We start from the raw sequence: 18,044 nt of genomic DNA on the forward strand, positions 1-18,044 counted from the left end.
GACACGGCCCGGCACCCCGCACCACGCCCCGCACCAGCGCCCAGGCAGGCGCCCCCCGAAGCCACAAGGCCCGACAGTCACACCAGACGCACCACAAGCGGCACCGCCGAATCAAGACGCCAGCCCAGCCCACCGGACCACGCCCCACACCCGGCCCCCAGATCCACCTGAACGGCGCCCCCGAAGCCCCCGCCGCCGCCCCCGAAGATCACACCGGCCGCACCACCAGCGGCGCCGTCGGATCGAGGCACCACCCCAGCACCGCCGGCCACGACCCGTACCCCGCGTCCAGGTCCAGGTGGGCGGCGCCCGGGAGGAGGTCCGTGGGGACGGCGAGCGGTGTGCCGTAGAGGGTGTCGGCGCCTTCGGGGCAGTACGGGTCGTCGTCGCCGGCGACCAGGCGGGTGGGGCCGGGGAGCGTGAACTCCAGGGACTGCGGGGCGAACCGGGCGACCTCCGGGTGCCGGGCCAGCACACTCCCGGACGGCGGAGCGACGAGCAGGACACGGTCCACGGAGTCGAGCCCCGGCATTCCGCGCGCGGCGGCGTGCAGCCACACCACGGCGGACAGGCTGTGCGCGACCACCACCCGCTCGGCCCCCGCGTCGAGCCCGGCCAGGTGGCGCCCCAACTCCGCCAGCCAGACGTCCAGTTCGGGATCGTCGGCGTCCGGAAGCGGCGGATAGACGACCTGGTGGCCGAGTTCGGTGAGCCGGTCGGCGAGCCAGTGCTGCCAGTGGTCCTCGGGGCGGTGGTTCTGCCAGCCGTGGAGGATGAGGTAGGCGGTCATGGCGCCGATGGTGACACGCCCACCCGCCTCACAGCCGCGCCCGCAACGCCGCGAACGCCTCGTGAAAGTCCGGGAAGGTCTTCCGTACGCACCCCGGGTCGTCGAACGAGACACCCGGTGCCCGGAGGCCGGTCACCGCGAAGGACATCACGATGCGGTGATCGCCGTACGACTTGATCTCCGCGTCGTCCGCGACGGGCGTCCCCGGCCGGATCTCGATCCAGTCCGGGCCCGTGGCCACCTCCACCCCCAGCCGCCGCAGGTTCTCCGCGCACGCCTCCAGCCGGTCGCACTCCTTCACCCGGGTGTTCGCCACGTCCTCGATCCGCACGGGGCCGGAGGCGAACGGCGCGATGGCGGCCAGCGTCGGCATGGTGTCGGAGATGTCGCGCATGTTCACCGTGATGCCCCGCAGCTCCCCCGTGCCGCGCACCGTCGTCGCGTCCGGGCCCACGGACACCTGCGCGCCCATCCGCCGCAGTACGTCGACGAAGCCCAGGTCGCCCTGGAGCGCGCCCTCGCCCAGACCCGGGACCGTGACCTCGCCGCCCGTGACGGCCGCCGCCGCGAAGAAGTAGCTCGCGGTCGAGGCGTCGGGCTCGACGGCGTAGGTCGTGGCGCGGTAGCCGCCCGGCGGGACCACGAACACGTCCCCCTCCCTGTGCACCTGCACGCCGAACGCCCGCATCATCGCGATCGTGATCTCGACGTACGGCACCGAGACCAGGTCCGTGACGGTGATCCGCAGGCCCTCGCGGGTCAGCGGGCCGAGCAGCAGCAGCGCCGTCAGGTACTGCGACGACTGGCCCGCGTCCAGCGTCACCGCCCCGCCCTCGACACCGTTCGCCGTCACGGTCAGCGGGTGGTGGCCCTCCTTCTCCCCGTGCCGCAGGTCCACGCCCAGGTCGCACAGTGCCCGGGTCAGCGGGAGCAGGGGGCGGCGGCGCATCTGGGGCGAGGCGTCGAAGCGGTAGGTGCCGTGGCCGGCCGCGGCGAGCGTGGGCAGGAAGCGGGCAGTGGTCGCGCCGTCGCGGCAGTAGACGTCCGCCTCCGCGACCGCGGGGCCCTGCGGGCGGCTGTCGATCCGCCAGGTGTCCGGGGCCCGGCCGACCCGGTAGCCGAGCCGGGTCAGGCCTTCGGCGAAGCCCTCGGTGTCGTCGGAGCGGAGCGGCCGTACGAGGGTCGTGACACCGTCGGCCGCGGCCGCCAGGAACAGGGCGCGGGCGGTGATGGACTTGGAACCGGGGATGTCGACTTCGGGCATGCGGTCATCATCGACCGGACATCGCCCGCCCCGCCGGGACGTCCATGGGATGGACCCGCGCCGGACCTCGCAAAGACCTCACCCCGTCACCTCGGCACCTCCCCGCAGCCCACCCCCGTTGCCCACGCGTCACCCTGAACCCCGCCCTACCAACTTCGCCGGTTCCGGCCATCCCGGGGAACCCAGCCCCACCTCCGCCCGTCCAACCCGCGAGCTGCCGGAGAGTCACCGTGGTGCGGTGTCGGCCCTCGCTGCTGGCTGCGATCGCTGACCACCCTCTCCGCCGTGCCACGGCCGGCAGCACGCCGTCATCGGCGCGCCCCCCTCCAACTGCGCCGATGGCGGCCCCTTTTCGGTTACGGTCCATTCCCTTGACTGGCAGAAACTTCCCGGTTATTGGTGACTTCTGGAAGTTTCCTTCAGCGCACCACCTCCGGAAGGAGCGCACGTGCCCGACACCAGCACGGGAAGCAGGGGAAGCACAGAAAGCACGGAAAGCACGCGAAATACCGCAACACCCTCAAGACGTACGGTCCTCGCGGCCACCGCGGGCGTCAGCACCGCGCTGGCGCTCGGCGGGCAGGCCCAGGCGGCCACCCCCGACGACCGGAAACTGCGCGCCCTCATCGCCCGGATGACCCTGCCGGAGAAGGTCGGCCAGCTCTTCGTGATGCGGGTCTACGGCCACTCCGCGACCGCCCCCGACCAGGCCGACATCGACGCCAACCTCAAGGAGATCGGCGTCCGCACGGCCGCCGAGCTGGTCGCGAAGTACCGCGTGGGCGGCATCATCTACTTCACCTGGGCGCACAACACCCGCGACCCCCACCAGATCGCCGATCTGTCGAACGGCATCCAGCGGGCGTCCCTCACCCAGTCCCGCGGCCTGCCCGTGCTGATCTCCACCGACCAGGAGCACGGCATCGTCTGCCGGGTCGGCGAGCCCGCCACCCTCTTCCCGGGCGCCATGGCCATCGGCGCCGGCGGCTCGCGCGCCGACGCCCGCACCCTCGGCCGGATCGCCGGACAGGAGCTCAAGGCGCTCGGCATCCGGCAGAACTACTCCCCCGTGGCCGACGTCAACGTCAACCCGGCGAACCCGGTCATCGGCGTACGCTCCTTCGGCGCCGAACCGGACGCCGTGGCCGGCATGGTCGCCGCCGAGGTGGCCGGGTACCAGAGCGGGCGGCAGGTCGCCGCCACCGCCAAGCACTTCCCGGGACACGGCGACACCGCCGTCGACAGCCACTACGGCTTCCCGGTCATCACCCACACCCGTGAGCAGTGGGAATCCCTGGACGCGCCGCCCTTCCGGGCCGCCGTCCGCGCCGGCATCGACTCGATCATGACCGCGCACATCATGGTCCCGGCCCTCGACGACTCCGGCGACCCGGCCACCCTCTCCCGCCCTATCCTCACCGGCATCCTGCGCGAGGAACTCGGCTACGACGGACTGGTGGTCACCGACTCGCTCGGCATGGAGGGCGTACGGACGAAGTACGGCGACGACCGCGTCCCCGTTCTCGCGCTGAAGGCCGGCGTGGACCAGCTCCTCAACCCGCCGAACCTCGACGTCGCATGGAACGCGGTCCTCAAGGCCGTCCAGGACGGCGAGTTGACCGAGGCACGCCTCGACGAGTCGATCCTGCGGGTCCTGCGGCTGAAGGCGAAGCTGCGGCTGTTCGAGGAGCCGTACGTCAGCCAGGGCGGTGTCGACCGGAACGTCGGCACCCCGGCCCACCTCAAGGCCGCCGACCGCATCGCCGAGCGCACGACGACCCTGCTGGTCAACGAGGGGTCCCTGCTCCCGCTCTCCCGCCGGACCCACCCCAGGGTGCTGGTCGTCGGCGCCGACCCGGCCTCACCGTCCGGTACGACGGGACCGCCGACCGGTGTGCTCGCCGCCGCCCTCTCCGAACTGGGCTTCGCGGCGACCGCCCTGTCCACCGGCACGGCACCCTCCGCCGCCACCATCGCCCGTGCCGTCGCGGCGGCGGGCGAGGCGGACGCGGTGGTGGTGGGGACGTACAACGTCACGGCGGCCGGCTCCCAGCGGACGCTGGTCGCACAGCTCCTCGCGACGGGCAGGCCGGTGGTGGCGGTGGCGATCCGCAACCCGTACGACGTGGCGCAGCTGCCCGACGTCCGCGCCCTCCTGGCGTCCTACTCCTGGACCGACGTCGAACTGCGGGCGGCCGCACGGGTGATCGCCGGTCGGGCGGCGCCGCGCGGGCGGCTGCCGGTGCCGGTGCAGCGGGCGGACGATCCGACGCGGGTGCTGTATCCGGTCGGCCATGGCCTGTCGTACCGGCGCTGACAGCGCCGGATGACCCATTGGACGTAGCACCCGTATGACTCCGCGGACGTAGCGCGCGTACGCCACACAACGGGCGCACTCACCCCCAACCGACGCAAAGGACCCCGCACGTCTGGCGTGCGCCCACCGCGACGGGCCACGCTGGACGGGGGTACCCGGGGGGAGTGCGATGCGTGAGAGAAGTGCGGTGGGGGCGGCCTGGGCGTTGCTGGTGCTGCTCGTCGCGTTGCTGACGGGGTGCCAGGGCGCGTCGGGGGCGACGGAGGAGGAGGACGGACGGCTCGGGGTGGGCACGAGCGCGAGCGAGGACGGGCGGCAGGTCACCACTCCGCCCCGGCCCGCCGGCTACGGCGAGGTCTTCCTCGGCGTCGACGAGTGCAGTTCCTTCGGTACGACGAGCTTCACCGAGGTGCCCTGTGCCGGCGAGCGGGCGGCGGCACGGGTCGTGGCCCGGCACGACGGCCGGGTGGGTGACGGACCGCTCTGCCCCGGGACCACGGACTTCGTCCTGCACATCAGCGAACAGAGCCGGACCTCCGACGAGGACGGTGACGGCGCGATCCCCCAGGGGTACGCCTGCATGCGCAACCTCACCCCGCCCCACCCGGGCGACCCCGGCGGCGGAGGCGGCCCCCGCACGATCGTCGGCGACTGCGTCTACGACTCCGGCGACGGCCAGGTGCGCGAGACGTCGTGCGACGGCAAGGGCAAGCAGAATCCGGAGTACAAGGTGACGAAGTCCGTAGCCCAGCGCGCCGGCTGCCCGCTGTCGACGGCCCTGTACGTCCAACTGGGCGGGGAGAAGCCGGTCGGGTGCGCACGGCCGCTGTGACCGGCCGAACCGCCCCCGCGCCGGAAGGCCCGACGAGGTCCGCCACGGCCGCACCGGCCCCGGGCCCAGATTCACGGTGTGACGGGTCCGCTCACCTAGCATGTCGTCGATGCCCAAGTCACCCCGGTCAACAGGCGGTTCCAGACGTGCGAGAGCGGTCGTCGCGACAAGCGTGGGCGCCGGTGTCGTCATGGCGTCCATCGCCGCCGTCGTCCCCGCCGCCGCGGCCGCTGCCGACGTCAGCTGTACGTCCGCCAAGGCGGGCCTCGCCGACAAGTTGGAGCGGGACATCACCGCCGCTCTGACCAGACGCAAGGGCACCGTCGCGGTCGGCCTCCACGACCGCGCCACGGACACCGCCTGCGAGCTGAACCCCTCCCGCGCCTATGACTCGGCCAGCATCACCAAGGTCACCGTGCTCGCCACGCTGCTGTGGGACGCGAAGAAGGACGACCGCTATCTGACCGACCGCGAGGTGTCGCTCAGCAGGGCGATGATCGTCAAGTCGGACAACGCCGCGACCAGGACGCTCTGGAAGCAGCTCGGCATGAAGAAGATCAAGGGCTTCCTCGCCGCCGCCGGTATGACCCGGACCAGGGCCGGCGCGAAGGGCTACTGGGGCCTGAGCCAGATCACCGTCACCGACGAGCAGAGGCTGCTGGAGCTCATCACGACCCGCAACGAGGTGCTCAGCGACAACTCCCGCGGCTACCTCCTGAAGCTGATGAGCCAGGTCGTCCCCTCGCAGCGCTGGGGAACACCGCACGGCGTGCCGTCCGGTGTCTCCGTGGCGGTCAAGAACGGCTGGCTGGAGCGTGCCACCAACGGCTGGCGGGTGCACAGCGTCGGCGCCTTCAAGGGGCGCGGCCACGACTACACGATGACGGTGCTCACCCACGGCAACAGCACCATGAACTACGGCATCACGACCATTCAGGGCGTCGCCAGGGCCATTCACAAGGACCTGGCGACGAGCTGACCCGGAAGCGGGCCATGCTTCACGAGCCGGTCTCCCCCGCGTCACCGACCCGCCCTACGGTGACCCCCATGCGCCTGAGAACCGTAATCGCGACCGCCACCGCGGCCCTGGCGGCGGCCACCTGCCTGACCGTCGCCGGCCTCGCGAACGCCCACGCCAACGCGCAGGGCAGCCACGCCTGTTCCCCCTCCGTCTCTCTCGACCGCTTCTCCGACGCGCTCGACAAGACGACGTACGAGGGCACCTTCGTCGGCAACTTCTCCGCGCTCGCCGTGGACCGCGACGGCTCGCTCGCGGCCCTCTCCGACCGCTCCTCCCTCTTCGGCCTGGACGGCAGGACGCTCGCGCCGAAGGCCGTCGTGCCGCTCGCCGACGAGAGCGGCGCCGCCCTCGACTCCGAGGGCCTCGTCATCGACCGGGACGGCACCCGGCTGATCTCCTCCGAGACGGAGCCCTCCGTACGCCGCTACTCCCGCGACGGCAGGATCCTCGACCGTCTGCCCGTGCCGGACGCGCTGAAGGTCGCCCCCGCGGGCCGCGCCGTGTCCAACGGCACCTTCGAGGGCCTGACCCTGCTCCCCGGCGGCCGCACCCTGCTCGCGTCGATGGAGTACGCGCTCTCCGGTGACAGCGCGGGCATCGTCCGCTTCCAGACCTGGCGGCGGACCCTGGGCGGCCACTTCGAGCTCGGCCGCCAGTACGCTTACCGCACCGACACCGGCCTCGGCGTCCCCGAGGTCCAGGCGACCCCCGACGGCCGCCTCCTCGTCCTGGAGCGCGGCTTCACCGCCGGCGTCGGCAACACCGTCCGGCTGTATCTGGCCGACCCGCGCCACGCCACGGACACCAGCGGCGTCGAGAACCTCACGGGCCAGGACGGCGTCCGTCCGGTCAAGAAGACGCTGCTCACCGACATCGTGACCTGCCCGTCACTGGGAGCGACCGCCAAGCAGCCCCAGCCGAACCCGCTGCTCGACAACATCGAGGGCATGGCGGTCACGGGGTACTCGAAGGGCCGCCTGAAGGTGCTGCTGGTCAGCGACGACAACCAGAACGCCGCGCAGACCACGCGCTTCTACCAGCTGCGTGTCCGTATCTGATCGGTCGCCGAGCGCCACGGAGGGATGAAATCCCCCGCCGTCCGCGTTGGTGTCTTCCGGTAGATCAGGACGAACGGAGGGCACCGGCGTGGTGACGCAGCAGGGGTGGGCAAAACGACTGTGGGGCTATGCCTGGCGCTACCCCAAGGACGTCGTCCTTGCCCTCGGCTCCTCCCTCGCCGGCATGGCCGTCATGGCGATCGTCCCGCTGATCACGAAGGTGATCATCGATGACGTCATCGGCGACCACACCCGCGGCATGGCCGTCTGGGCGGGCCTGCTGATAGCGGCCGCGCTCGCGGTCTACGTCCTCACCTACGTCCGCCGCTACTACGGCGGCCGTCTCGCCCTCGACGTCCAGCACGATCTGCGGACCGACATGTTCGCGACGATCACCCGGCTCGACGGGCGACGGCAGGACGAGCTGTCCACCGGGCAGGTCGTCGGCCGGGCCACCAGCGACCTCCAGCTGATCCAGGGCCTGCTCTTCATGCTCCCGATGACCATCGGGAACTTCGCGCTGTTCCTGATCTCCCTGGTCGTCATGGCGTGGCTGTCGCTGCCGTTGACGCTGGTCGCCCTCGCGGTCGCCCCGGCCCTGTGGTGGATCGCCAGGCGCAGCCGGACCAAGCTGCACCCCTCCACGTGGTACGCCCAGGCCCAGGCCGCCGCCGTCGCGGGCGTGGTCGACGGCGCCGTCAGCGGCGTACGCGTGGTGAAGGGGTTCGGGCAGGAGGAGCAGGAGACCGGGAAGCTCCGGGAGGTCGGCCGGCGGCTCTTCGCGGGGCGGTTGCGCACCATCCGGTTCAACTCCAAGTACACCCCGGCGCTCCAGGCGGTCCCGGCCCTCGGCCAGGTCGCGATGCTCGCGCTCGGCGGCTGGCTGGCGGTGCGCGGGCACATCACGCTGGGCACCTTCGTCGCCTTCTCCACCTACCTCGCCCAGCTGGTCGGCCCCGTCCGGATGCTCGCCATGGTCCTCACGGTCGCGCAGCAGGCCCGCGCGGGCAGCGAGCGCGTCCTGGAGCTGATCGACACCGAGCCGTCGATCAAGGACGGCACCAAGACGCTGCCCGCCGACGCGCCCGCGACCGTCGAGTTCGACGACATCTCCTTCGGCTACGCAGATGAGCGCCCTGTTCTCGACGGGCTCAGCTTCGAGATCCGCCCCGGCGAGACCCTCGCGGTCGTCGGCTCCTCCGGCTCCGGGAAGTCCACGGTCTCCCTCCTCCTCCCGCGCTTCTACGACGTCACGCGCGGCGCCGTCCTCATCGGCGGCCACGACGTCCGCGAGCTGACCTCCGACTCGCTGCGGGCCGCGATCGGGCTGGTCCCGGAGGACTCCTTCCTCTTCTCGGACACGGTGCGTGCCAACATCGCGTACGGCCGCCCCGACGCGACCGACGAGCAGATCGAGGACGCCGCCCGCGCCGCCCAGGCCGACCGCTTCATCGCCGAGCTGCCCGACGGCTACGACACCAAGGTCGGCGAGCACGGCCTCACCCTCTCCGGCGGCCAGCGCCAGCGCGTCGCGCTCGCCCGCGCGATCCTCACCGACCCCCGCCTTCTCGTCCTCGACGACGCGACCTCGGCGGTGGACGCACGGGTCGAGCACGAGATCCACGAGGCGCTGAAGCATGTGATGGAGGGCCGCACCACCCTCCTCATCGCCCACCGCCGCTCCACCCTCGGCCTCGCCGACCGCATCGCGGTCCTCGACGCGGGCCGCCTCGCCGACATCGGCACCCATGACGAACTCCAGGAGCGCTCCGCCCTCTACCGCCGTCTCCTCACCGACCCCGACGAACTCGGCGGCGTCTCCCCCGGTCACGCCCAGCCCTCCTGTCCCCGGGAGGACACCTCCGTACGCGACGAACTGGACGCGGAGTTCGACGCCGAGCGCGGCGTGACCCCGCGGCTGTGGACCGGCGACCGCGAGCCCAAGGACCTGGCGCTCGCCGAGTCCCCGGCCACGCCCGAGCTGCTGGCCCAGGTCGAGGCGCTGCCTCCGGCGATGGACGTCCCCGGCATCGACGAGGCGCATGCGGTGCGTCCGGAGGAGTCGTACGGCCTCAAGCGGCTGCTGCGAGGCTTCGGGCGCCCCCTGCTGATCAGTCTCGGCCTGGTCGCCGTGGACGCCGGAATGGGGCTGCTGCTGCCCGTCCTGATCCGGCATGGCATCGACGACGGAGTCACGGCGGCGGCCCTCGGGGCGATCTGGGCGGCGGCCCTGCTCGGCCTGCTCGCGGTGACCGTCCAGTGGGCGGCGCAGATCGGCGAGACACGGATGACCGGACGCACCGGTGAGCGCGTGCTGTACTCCCTGCGCCTGAAGATCTTCGCCCAGCTCCAGCGGCTCGGACTCGACTACTACGAGCGGGAACTGACCGGCCGGATCATGACCCGGATGACGACGGACGTCGACGCGCTGTCGACCTTCCTGCAGACGGGCCTGGTCACCGCCTTCGTCTCCGTCGTCACCTTCTTCGGCATCATGGGCGCCCTGCTGGTGATCGACCTCCAGCTCGCACTCGTCGTCTTCGCGACGCTGCCGCCGCTGATCGTCGCCACCTACTACTTCCGCCGGGCCAGCGTGAAGGCGTACGAACTCGCCCGTGAGCGGGTGTCGCTGGTGAACGCCGATCTCCAGGAGTCGGTGTCCGGGCTGCGGATCGTGCAGGCCTTCCGGCGCGAGCGGGACGGCGGCGCGCGGTTCGCCGAGCGCAGCGACAGCTACCGCCAGGCCCGTATCCGGGGCCAGTGGCTGATCTCGATCTACTTCCCCTTCGTGCAGTTCCTGTCGTCGGCGGCCGTGGCGGCGGTGCTGATCGTCGGCGGCGGCCGGATCGACGACGCGACCCTGACGACCGGCGCGCTGGTGGCGTACCTGCTCTACATCGACCTGTTCTTCGCCCCCGTCCAGCAGCTCTCCCAGGTCTTCGACGGCTACCAGCAGGCCACGGTCTCGCTCGGCCGCATCCAGGAGCTGCTGCGGGAGCCGACGTCGACGAAGGCGGCCGAGGAGCCGCTGGAGGTGCTCTCGCTGCGGGGTGACGTCGCCTTCGAGGACGTGCACTTCAAGTACGGCGGTGCCGATGCGGGGGAAGCGGCGCTCAGCGGCATCGAACTGCGGATCCCGGCAGGTCAGACGGTGGCCTTCGTCGGCGAGACGGGCGCCGGCAAGTCGACGCTGGTCAAGCTGGTGGCGCGCTTCTACGACCCGACGGGCGGCCGGGTCACGGTGGACGGCACGGATCTGCGCTCCCTGGACATCACGTCGTACCGCCATCGTCTCGGGGTCGTCCCGCAGGAGGCGTACCTCTTCCAGGGCACGATCCGCGACGCCATCGCCTACGGCCGCCCCGACGCGACGGACGCCCAGGTCGAGGCCGCGGCCCGCGCGGTCGGCGCCCACGAGATGATCGCCACCCTGGACGGCGGCTACCTCCACGAGGTCGCCGAGCGCGGCCGCAACCTGTCCGCCGGCCAGCGCCAGCTGATCGCGCTGGCCCGCGCCGAGCTGGTCGACCCCGACATCCTGCTCCTGGACGAGGCGACGGCCGCGCTGGACCTGGCCACGGAGGCCCAGGTCAACCAGGCGACCGACCGACTCGCGGGCCGCCGCACCACCCTCGTGGTGGCCCACCGTCTGACGACGGCCGCACGGGCGGACCGCGTGGTCCTCATGAACGACGGACAGGTCGCCGAGGACGGCACCCATGAGGAACTGCTGGCACTGGGCGGGCGGTACGCCGAGCTGTGGCGGACCTTCCTCGGGGAGGCCGAGCCCGAGGAACCCGTCGGGGTGGGCCGGTGAGGGGGTCGGCCGCGGTGCGCGCGTGACGGTCGTGCAACCATCCGCCATACGCCGTGCGTCCGTACACCAGTACGCTCATTGCCGGGGTACGGGGAGGACAAAACAGTGGACAGAGGTGCGATACGCCGACGGCTGGCGGTCGGCCTGGCGTTGCTGACCGCGTCCGGAGTACTCGCGGTCGCGGCCCCGTCACAGGCACAGGCCGCCGCCCCCACCCGCTGCGAGGGGCGCAAGGTCAAGACGTACCCCTTCTCGACGGGCACCCTGTACGTCTACAAGCGGGGCGGCTATGTCTGCGCCATCACCCTGCCCAAGGACCCCGGCCGCAGGCAGTGGATGAAGGTCAGCGTCCAGGCGTACCGGGCCAGGCCGGTCGTGGACGAGGGCCTGCGCACCCGCCGGGCCGGCCCGGTCACCGTCCACGCGGGCCAGCGCTGTGTGTGGGTCAAGGGCCGGGTGGGGCGGGGGACGGTGAGCAAGGGCTGGATCCTGTGCTGAGCTCCTGACGGGAGCGGGCCGCTTGTCTTTGCGTCCTCCTTGGAGAACTCACAGGCAGGCGCAAGGTACGGCACAGCCCGCACCCACTCCCGCCGCACACGATGCTCTGGTGACATCAGCCACCGATCCCCACCCCCACACCACCGTGACCCCCGACGTGCCCCCGCCGGCCCCACCCGTGGCGCCCCCGGACAGGGCACCGGGCTGGTCGCTCCCCGCGCTGATCGCGATCCTGATCCTGGCGGCGGTGCTGTACTCCTGGAACCTCTCCGGATCCGGCCTCAACAGCTTCTACAGCGCGGCCGTACTGAGCGGCACACAGAGCTGGAAGGCGTTCTTCTTCGGCTCGCTGGACGCGGGCAACTTCCTCACCGTCGACAAGCCGCCGTTCGCTCTGATGGTCATGGGCCTGTCCTGCCGCGTCTTCGGCTACGGCACCTGGCAGATGATGCTGCCGATGGTCCTGGTCGCGCTGGCGACGATCTGGATCGTGCACGCCTCGGTGAAGCGGGTGTGGGGCCACGGCGCGGCGACGGTGGCCGCGCTGGTCCTGGCCCTGACGCCGATCACGGTCGCCATCAACCGGGACAACAACCCCGACACCCTGCTGGTCCTCCTGATGGCCGGCGGCGCGGCACTCGCGCTGCGTGCCGTCCACAACGGCAGGCTGCTGCCGCTGGTCGGCTCCGCGGTCTGCTTCGGTCTCGCGTTCAACACGAAGATGCTCCAGGGTTACATCGCCCTGCCCGCCGTCTTCGCGGTCTACCTGTACGCCGCGAAGCCGAAGCTGGTGAAGCGGATCGTCAACCTCCTGATCGCGGCCGTCGCCCTGGCCGTCTCCAGCTTCTGGTGGGCTGCGGCGGTCTCACTCGTGCCGGCCGACGACCGCCCGTACATCGGCGGTTCGACGGACGGCACGGCCTGGGACCTGATCATGGGCTACAACGGCTTCGGCCGGATCCTCGGCGGCGAGGGCAACGGCGGAGGCGGCGGGGGCGGAGGCGGCGGCTTCTCGGGGGCCGCCGGGCTCGGCCGACTGTTCAACGACATCCTCGGCGGCCAGATCTCCTGGCTCATCCCCTTCGCCGCGATCGCGTGCGTCGGCGGCCTCGTCCTGTGCGGCCGCGCCCCGCGCACCGACCTCACCCGCGCCGCGCTGCTGCTGTGGGGCGGCTGGACGGCGCTGCACTATCTGACCTTCGCCATGGCCGAGGGCACGATGCACCCGTACTATACGACCGCCCTCGCCCCGGGCATCGCGGCCCTGTGCGGAGGCGGCGGCGCGATGCTGCTGCGTGCGTTCCGCGCCGACAGGCGGTGGGCGTGGGTGCTGCCGACGGGACTGGCGGTCACGGCCGTCTGGGCCGTCGTACTGCTGAGGCGGGCCTCCGGCTGGAACACCTGGCTGTGGCCGGCGATCGCCGTCGTCATGGCGCTGGCGATCGTGGGGCTGCTGGTCTTCCGCTCCGCGTCGGGGATGCGGATACGGCTCCTTGCGGCATCCGTGGCCGCGGCGGTCGTCGCGGCGGTGGCGGGCCCGGCGGCGTACTCCTGGTCGGTGCCGTCCGGTTCGGGCGGCGGCATGGGCGGTACCAACCCGACGGCCGGGCCCTCGACGGGCAGCGGCTTCGGCGGCGGGCCCGGTGGGGGCGGTGGCCCCGGGGGTGGTGGCCGGGGCGGCTTCGACGGCGGCCAGAACGGCCAGGCCGGCGGTCAGAACGGCCAGGCCGGCGGTCAGAACGGCCAGGCCGGCGGTCAGAACGGCCAGAACGGTCAGCAGGGCGGCGGCTTCCCCGGCGGTCAGCAGCAGGACGGACAGGGCGGGCAGGTTCCCGGCGGCGCCGGTGACATGGGTGACATGGGCGGTACGCCGCCCAACGGCACCGGGAACAGCGGTACGGCCCCCGGCGGCACGGGCACCGACAACGGCGGCCGGCCCGGCGGCATGGGCGGCGGCGCGAGCGGCGAGCTGGTCGCCTATCTCAAGAAGCACCAGGACGGCGCCAAGTGGCTGCTCGCGGTGTCGAGTTCGCAGAGTGCGGCCCAGCTGATCCTCAGCAGCGGTGAGCCGGTGATCTCCATGTGGGGCTGGTCCGGCTCCGACAAGGCGATGACCCTGGCCAGGCTCAAGGAACTGGTGAAGAAGGGCGAGCTGCACTACATCCAGGTCGGCGGCGGGGGCATGGGCGGCGGCCCCGGCGGCGGCAGCGGTGTCAGCACCGAGGTCACCGAGTGGGTGCAGAAGAACGGGACGGCGGTGAAGGACAGCGAGTACGGCGGCACGGCCGGCTCGACCTCGGACTCCTCCTCCCAGAGCAGCCAGTCCACCCTCTACCGCCTGGACCGCTCCGACATCGGCTGACCCCGGCCGACTCCACGCTCAACGGCCTCCGGCACACCACCGGAGGCCGTTTTCGTCGCTTCAACTCGCGTAGACCTGGCCGGATTTGCCGCTTCACGTCACCCAATGGACACGTGCAAGCCCTCGACACCACCGCATGTCCATGCCACGCTCCCGTTTGCCGCCTCCATTCAACCCGCGTAGATCCCCGCGTAGATGGGAACCCCACATGCCGGCGACACATATACGCCACCGCCGCTGGAAGTCGGTGGCGCTGACGACGGCCGCCGTCCTGGTCGGCCTCACCACCCCCGCCCTGACGGCGACTTCGGCCTCCGCCACGACGACCGACTACGACTCGACGTACTACAAGAACGCGGTCGGCAAGACGGGCGCGAGTCTGAAGTCGTCCCTGCACACGATCATCAGCAGCCAGACCAAGATCTCGTACTCCGCGGTCTGGAACGCGCTGAAGGTCACCGACCAGGACCCGAACAACAGCAACAACGTGATCCTGCTGTACAGCGGTGTCTCCCGCAGCAAGTCCCTCAACGGCGGTGACGTCGGCGACTGGAACCGCGAGCACACCTGGGCCAAGTCCCACGGCGACTTCGGCGAGGCGACCGGCCCCGGAACCGACCTGCACCACCTGCGCCCGGCCGATGTCCAGGTCAACAGCATCCGCGGCAACCTGGACTTCGACAACGGCGGCAGCACCGTCACCAACGGCGGCGGCAGCAAGGTCGACTCCGACTCCTTCGAGCCGCGCGCCGCCGACAAGGGCGACGTGGCCCGCATGATCCTCTACATGGCCGTGCGCTACGACGGTGGCGACGGCTTCGCCGACCTGGAGCCCAACGAGAAGGTGGGCAACGGCAGCAACCCGTACATGGGCAAGCTCTCCGTCCTCAAGGCGTGGAACGAGCAGGACCCGCCGAGCGCCTTCGAGGAGAAGCGCAACCAGGCCATCTACGACACCTACCAGCACAACCGCAACCCGTTCATCGACCACCCGGAGTGGGTCGAGGCGATCTGGTAGGCCACCGGGCCCTGTTCAGCCGCCGTGACGCGCCAGAGGCCTCGTCGGCCCCTGGCGCGCTCGGTCACCACCTGTACAGCGGAATGACCTGCGGCGATCTCATGCCGTTGACCCGACCATGAAGAAGATCAGCGCGCTCGCCGCGCTCGCCATGGCAGCCCTCGTACTCGCCGCCCCGGCCCACGCCGACGACGGCGACCGGGGCCGTATCAAGATCGCCGGCTACTCCGCCCCAGGCCTCTGCAGGGAGGCACTCGCACTCATTCCGCTGGCCGCTCCGTGGACCGGCCCCGCGGTGGACGACGCCTGCGACAACCGCGACCACATCTACGTCACGCGTGACCAGGCCCCTGAGCCGGCCGTCACGCCGTGAGGTGCGTCGGCGCGAACATCCGTAGCACCGCCGGGAGGACGACCACCGAAGGCCCAGGCGTCTGAAGCGCCTTCGTCAGGTCGGTCTCCAGTGTCTCCGGGGTCGTACGGACCCCGGGGACGTCGAAGGACTCGGCCAGGGCCACATAGTCCGGCCGGTTCAGCTCGGTGGCCGTCGCCTCGCCGAAGGCGTCGGTCATGTACTCGCGCAGGATGCCGTAGCCGCCATCGTCGACGATGAGCCAGGTGACGTTGAGGTCGTACTGGCGGGCCGTGGCGAGCTCGGCGATCGAGTACAGGGCGCCTCCGTCGCCGGACACCGCGAGGACCGGGCGGGTCGGATCCGCCGCCGCGCCGCCGAGCGCCGCCGGGAAGCCGTAGCCGAGGCCGCCGGCGCCCTGGGCGGAGTGCATGTGGTTGGGGCCCTTGGCGTCGAAGGCCGACCAGGCCCAGTAGGCCAGGATCGTCATGTCCCAGAAGGACGGCGAGTCGGCGGGCAGGGCACGGCGTACGGACGCCAGGACCTGCTGTTCCAGGGTGAGTTCCTGGGCGTTGATGCGGTCGGCGACCTTCGCGAGGACCGTCGCCACGCGCTCGGGCGCGGTGGGATCCGTGCGCTCGGACACCGTCTCCAGCAGCGCCTGCAGCGCGAGCCGCGCGTCCGCGTGGATGCCCAGCGCCGGGTGGTTGGACTCCAGCTTGCCGAGGTCGGCCTCGATCTGGACGACCCGGCCGCGCGGCTTGAACGTGTGGTAATTGGAGGACAGTTCACCCAGTCCCGAACCCACCACCAGCAGGACGTCCGCGTCCTCCAGGAAGTCCGTCGTGTGGCGGTCCTCGATCCATGACTGGAGCGAGAGCGGGTGCTGCCACGGGAACGCCCCCTTGCCGCCGGGGGTGGCGACCACCGGGGCCTGGATCAGCTCCGCGAGCTGCCGCAGCTTGCCGCTCGCGTCCGCCCGTACCACTCCCCCGCCCGCGATGATCGCCGGACGGGCCGCCTTCGACAGCAGGTCGGCGGCCACGGCCGTCAGTTCGGGGCGCGGGGGCAGTTCCTCCGGGAACGCGTCGCCGCCCGTCACGACGGGGATCGAGGTCCCGGCCAGCAGCACGTCCTGCGGGATCTCCACCCACACGGGCCCGTGCGGGGCCGTGAGCGCCGACTTCCAGGCCGCCTCGATCGCGGACGGGATCTGGGACTGGGTGCGGACCGTGTGGACCGACTTCACCACGCCACGGAACGAGGCCGCCTGGTCGGGGAGTTCGTGCAGATAGCCGTGCCGGCCGCCGCCCAGGCCCGCCGTCGGGATCTGGCTGCTGATCGCCAGCACGGGGGCGCTCGCCGCGGCCGCCTCCTGGAGCGCGGCCAGTGAGGTGAGCGCGCCCGGCCCGGTCGACAGCAGCAGCGGGGCCGCCTCGCCGGTCATCCGGCCGTACGCGTCCGCGGCGAACCCGGCGTTGTTCTCCACCCGCAGGCCGATGTAGCGCAGATCGCTGCGGCGCAGGGCGTCGAACATACCCAGGGCGTGCTGGCCGGGGAGACCGAAGACCGTCGTCGTGCCGAGCGCCGCCAGCGTCTCCACGACCAGGTCCCCGCCGTTGCGGCCGGCGGGCGGATTCAGTGCCGCGGCAATCTGCTCCTCCGTCGGGCGGAGCACCAGGTCGTGGTCGTGAGTCACTTGGCTTCCGGGTCCTTCCTGGCCGCCGCGATCTGGCGGGACATGATCGTGGTCAGTTCGTACGCCGTGTGGGACGCGGCCACCGACGTGATCTCGGCGTGATCGTACGCGGGCGCCACCTCGACGACGTCGGCCGAGACCAGGTTGCAGGACGCGAGGCCCCGCAGGATCTCCAGCAGTTCGCGTGAGGTCATGCCGCCGGCCTCGGGGGTGCCGGTGCCGGGCGCGTGGGCCGGGTCGAGGCAGTCGATGTCGATCGAGATGTACAGCGGACGGTCGCCGATGCGCTGGCGCAGCTGGTCGGCGACCTCGTCGGCGCCGCGGCGGTAGACGTCCGCGGAGGTGACGATGCCGAAGCCCATCTTCTCGTCGTCGGTCAGGTCCTGCTTGCCGTACAGCGGGCCGCGGATGCCGACGTGGGAGAGCGCCTCGGTGTCGAGGATGCCCTCCTCCACCGCGCGCCGGAAGGGCGTGCCGTGGGTGTACTCGGCGCCGAAGTAGGTGTCCCAGGTGTCGAGGTGGGCGTCGAAGTGGAGCAGGGCTACGGGGCCGTGCTTCTTGGCGACCGAGCGCAGCAGCGGCAGCGCGATGGTGTGGTCGCCGCCCAGGGTCATCAGACGGGCGCCGGTGCCGAGCAGCTCGTCGGCGGCGGCCTCGACGGTCTCGACGGCCTCGTTGATGTTGAAGGGGTTCACCGCGATGTCGCCGCCGTCCGCGACCTGCGCCAGCGCGAACGGGGACGCGTCCTGCGCCGGGTTGTACGGGCGCAGCAGCCGGGACGCCTCGCGGATGGCGTTGCCGCCGAAGCGGGCGCCCGGCCGGTACGAGACGCCCGAGTCGAACGGCACACCGACCACGGCGACGTCGGTGCGGCCGACCTCGTCGAGGCGCGGGAGCCGGGCGAAGGTCGCGGGGCCCGCGTACCGCGGGATGCGGGAGGAGTCGACGGGGCCGCGGGGCGTCTCGTTGCTGCTCATGAGGAAATGCCTTCTTTCCTACGCTTCATCGCGTATGCG

The 18,044-nt window shown here is 71.7% G+C and carries 13 protein-coding genes; 9 read left to right on the top strand and 4 right to left on the bottom strand.

All coding sequences use genetic code 11. From position 1 onward, the window contains the following. Window positions 1-208 precede the first annotated feature (208 nt). Both ACFQ6S_RS37850 and aroA read right to left on the bottom strand, forming a co-directional pair. Entirely contained in the window at window positions 209-790 is a 582-nt protein-coding gene (locus tag ACFQ6S_RS37850) for an RBBP9/YdeN family alpha/beta hydrolase (protein WP_383419795.1), read from the bottom strand. Between the two features lie 28 nt (window positions 791-818). Beyond that, window positions 819-2,054 carry a 3-phosphoshikimate 1-carboxyvinyltransferase gene (gene aroA / locus ACFQ6S_RS37855; RefSeq protein ID WP_383419797.1) on the bottom strand — a complete coding sequence of 412 codons (1,236 nt, stop codon included), beginning with the start codon at window positions 2,052-2,054 and terminating at the stop codon, window positions 819-821. Between the two features lie 448 nt (window positions 2,055-2,502). Between aroA and ACFQ6S_RS37860 the strand changes: the two genes are divergently transcribed. The 9 genes from ACFQ6S_RS37860 (at window position 2,503) to ACFQ6S_RS37900 (ending at window position 15,350) form a co-directional block, all read left to right on the top strand. Then, on the top strand, window positions 2,503-4,371 hold the full coding sequence (locus tag ACFQ6S_RS37860; protein WP_383419799.1) for a glycoside hydrolase family 3 protein: 1,869 nt from the start codon (window positions 2,503-2,505) through the stop codon (window positions 4,369-4,371). 169 nt (window positions 4,372-4,540) lie between these two features. Then, a complete protein-coding gene (locus ACFQ6S_RS37865) occupies window positions 4,541-5,203 on the top strand; it encodes a hypothetical protein (protein ID WP_383419801.1) in 663 nt (220 codons plus the stop codon). Between the two features lie 190 nt (window positions 5,204-5,393). After that, window positions 5,394-6,182, top strand: a complete 789-nt coding sequence (locus tag ACFQ6S_RS37870; RefSeq protein ID WP_383420258.1) for a serine hydrolase — start codon at window positions 5,394-5,396, stop codon at window positions 6,180-6,182. Between the two features lie 68 nt (window positions 6,183-6,250). After that, window positions 6,251-7,282: an esterase-like activity of phytase family protein gene (locus ACFQ6S_RS37875; RefSeq protein WP_383419802.1), complete on the top strand. Its 1,032-nt coding sequence runs from the start codon at window positions 6,251-6,253 to the stop codon at window positions 7,280-7,282. A gap of 88 nt (window positions 7,283-7,370) precedes the next feature. Continuing rightward, the gene (locus ACFQ6S_RS37880) at window positions 7,371-11,099 is read left to right on the top strand and encodes an ABC transporter ATP-binding protein (RefSeq protein ID WP_383419803.1); all 3,729 of its coding nucleotides are present in this window, start codon (window positions 7,371-7,373) and stop codon (window positions 11,097-11,099) included. Between the two features lie 105 nt (window positions 11,100-11,204). Next, window positions 11,205-11,597, top strand: a complete 393-nt coding sequence (locus tag ACFQ6S_RS37885) for a hypothetical protein (RefSeq protein ID WP_383419805.1) — start codon at window positions 11,205-11,207, stop codon at window positions 11,595-11,597. A 109-nt stretch (window positions 11,598-11,706) separates the two neighbouring features. Next, the gene (locus ACFQ6S_RS37890; RefSeq protein WP_383419807.1) at window positions 11,707-13,959 is read left to right on the top strand and encodes an ArnT family glycosyltransferase; all 2,253 of its coding nucleotides are present in this window, start codon (window positions 11,707-11,709) and stop codon (window positions 13,957-13,959) included. A gap of 208 nt (window positions 13,960-14,167) precedes the next feature. Beyond that, complete coding sequence (locus ACFQ6S_RS37895) at window positions 14,168-14,977, top strand: endonuclease I family protein (protein WP_383419809.1); 810 nt, start codon at window positions 14,168-14,170, stop codon at window positions 14,975-14,977. 118 nt (window positions 14,978-15,095) lie between these two features. Continuing rightward, on the top strand, window positions 15,096-15,350 hold the full coding sequence (locus tag ACFQ6S_RS37900) for a hypothetical protein (protein WP_383419810.1): 255 nt from the start codon (window positions 15,096-15,098) through the stop codon (window positions 15,348-15,350). On the opposite strand, the gene ACFQ6S_RS37905 is transcribed toward ACFQ6S_RS37900, so the two are convergent. Further along, window positions 15,340-17,028, bottom strand: coding sequence for a thiamine pyrophosphate-binding protein (locus ACFQ6S_RS37905; protein ID WP_383419812.1), 1,689 nt, complete (start codon window positions 17,026-17,028; stop codon window positions 15,340-15,342). The two genes, ACFQ6S_RS37900 and ACFQ6S_RS37905, sit on opposite strands and share 11 nt — an antisense overlap. Beyond that, window positions 17,025-18,005 carry an agmatinase gene (gene speB / locus ACFQ6S_RS37910; protein ID WP_383419813.1) on the bottom strand — a complete coding sequence of 327 codons (981 nt, stop codon included), beginning with the start codon at window positions 18,003-18,005 and terminating at the stop codon, window positions 17,025-17,027. The genes ACFQ6S_RS37905 and speB overlap by 4 nt, the downstream gene beginning before the upstream one ends. Window positions 18,006-18,044 lie beyond the last annotated feature (39 nt).

Source organism: Streptomyces sp. NPDC056479 (assembly GCF_042795335.1).
GTDB lineage: Bacteria > Actinomycetota > Actinomycetes > Streptomycetales > Streptomycetaceae > Streptomyces.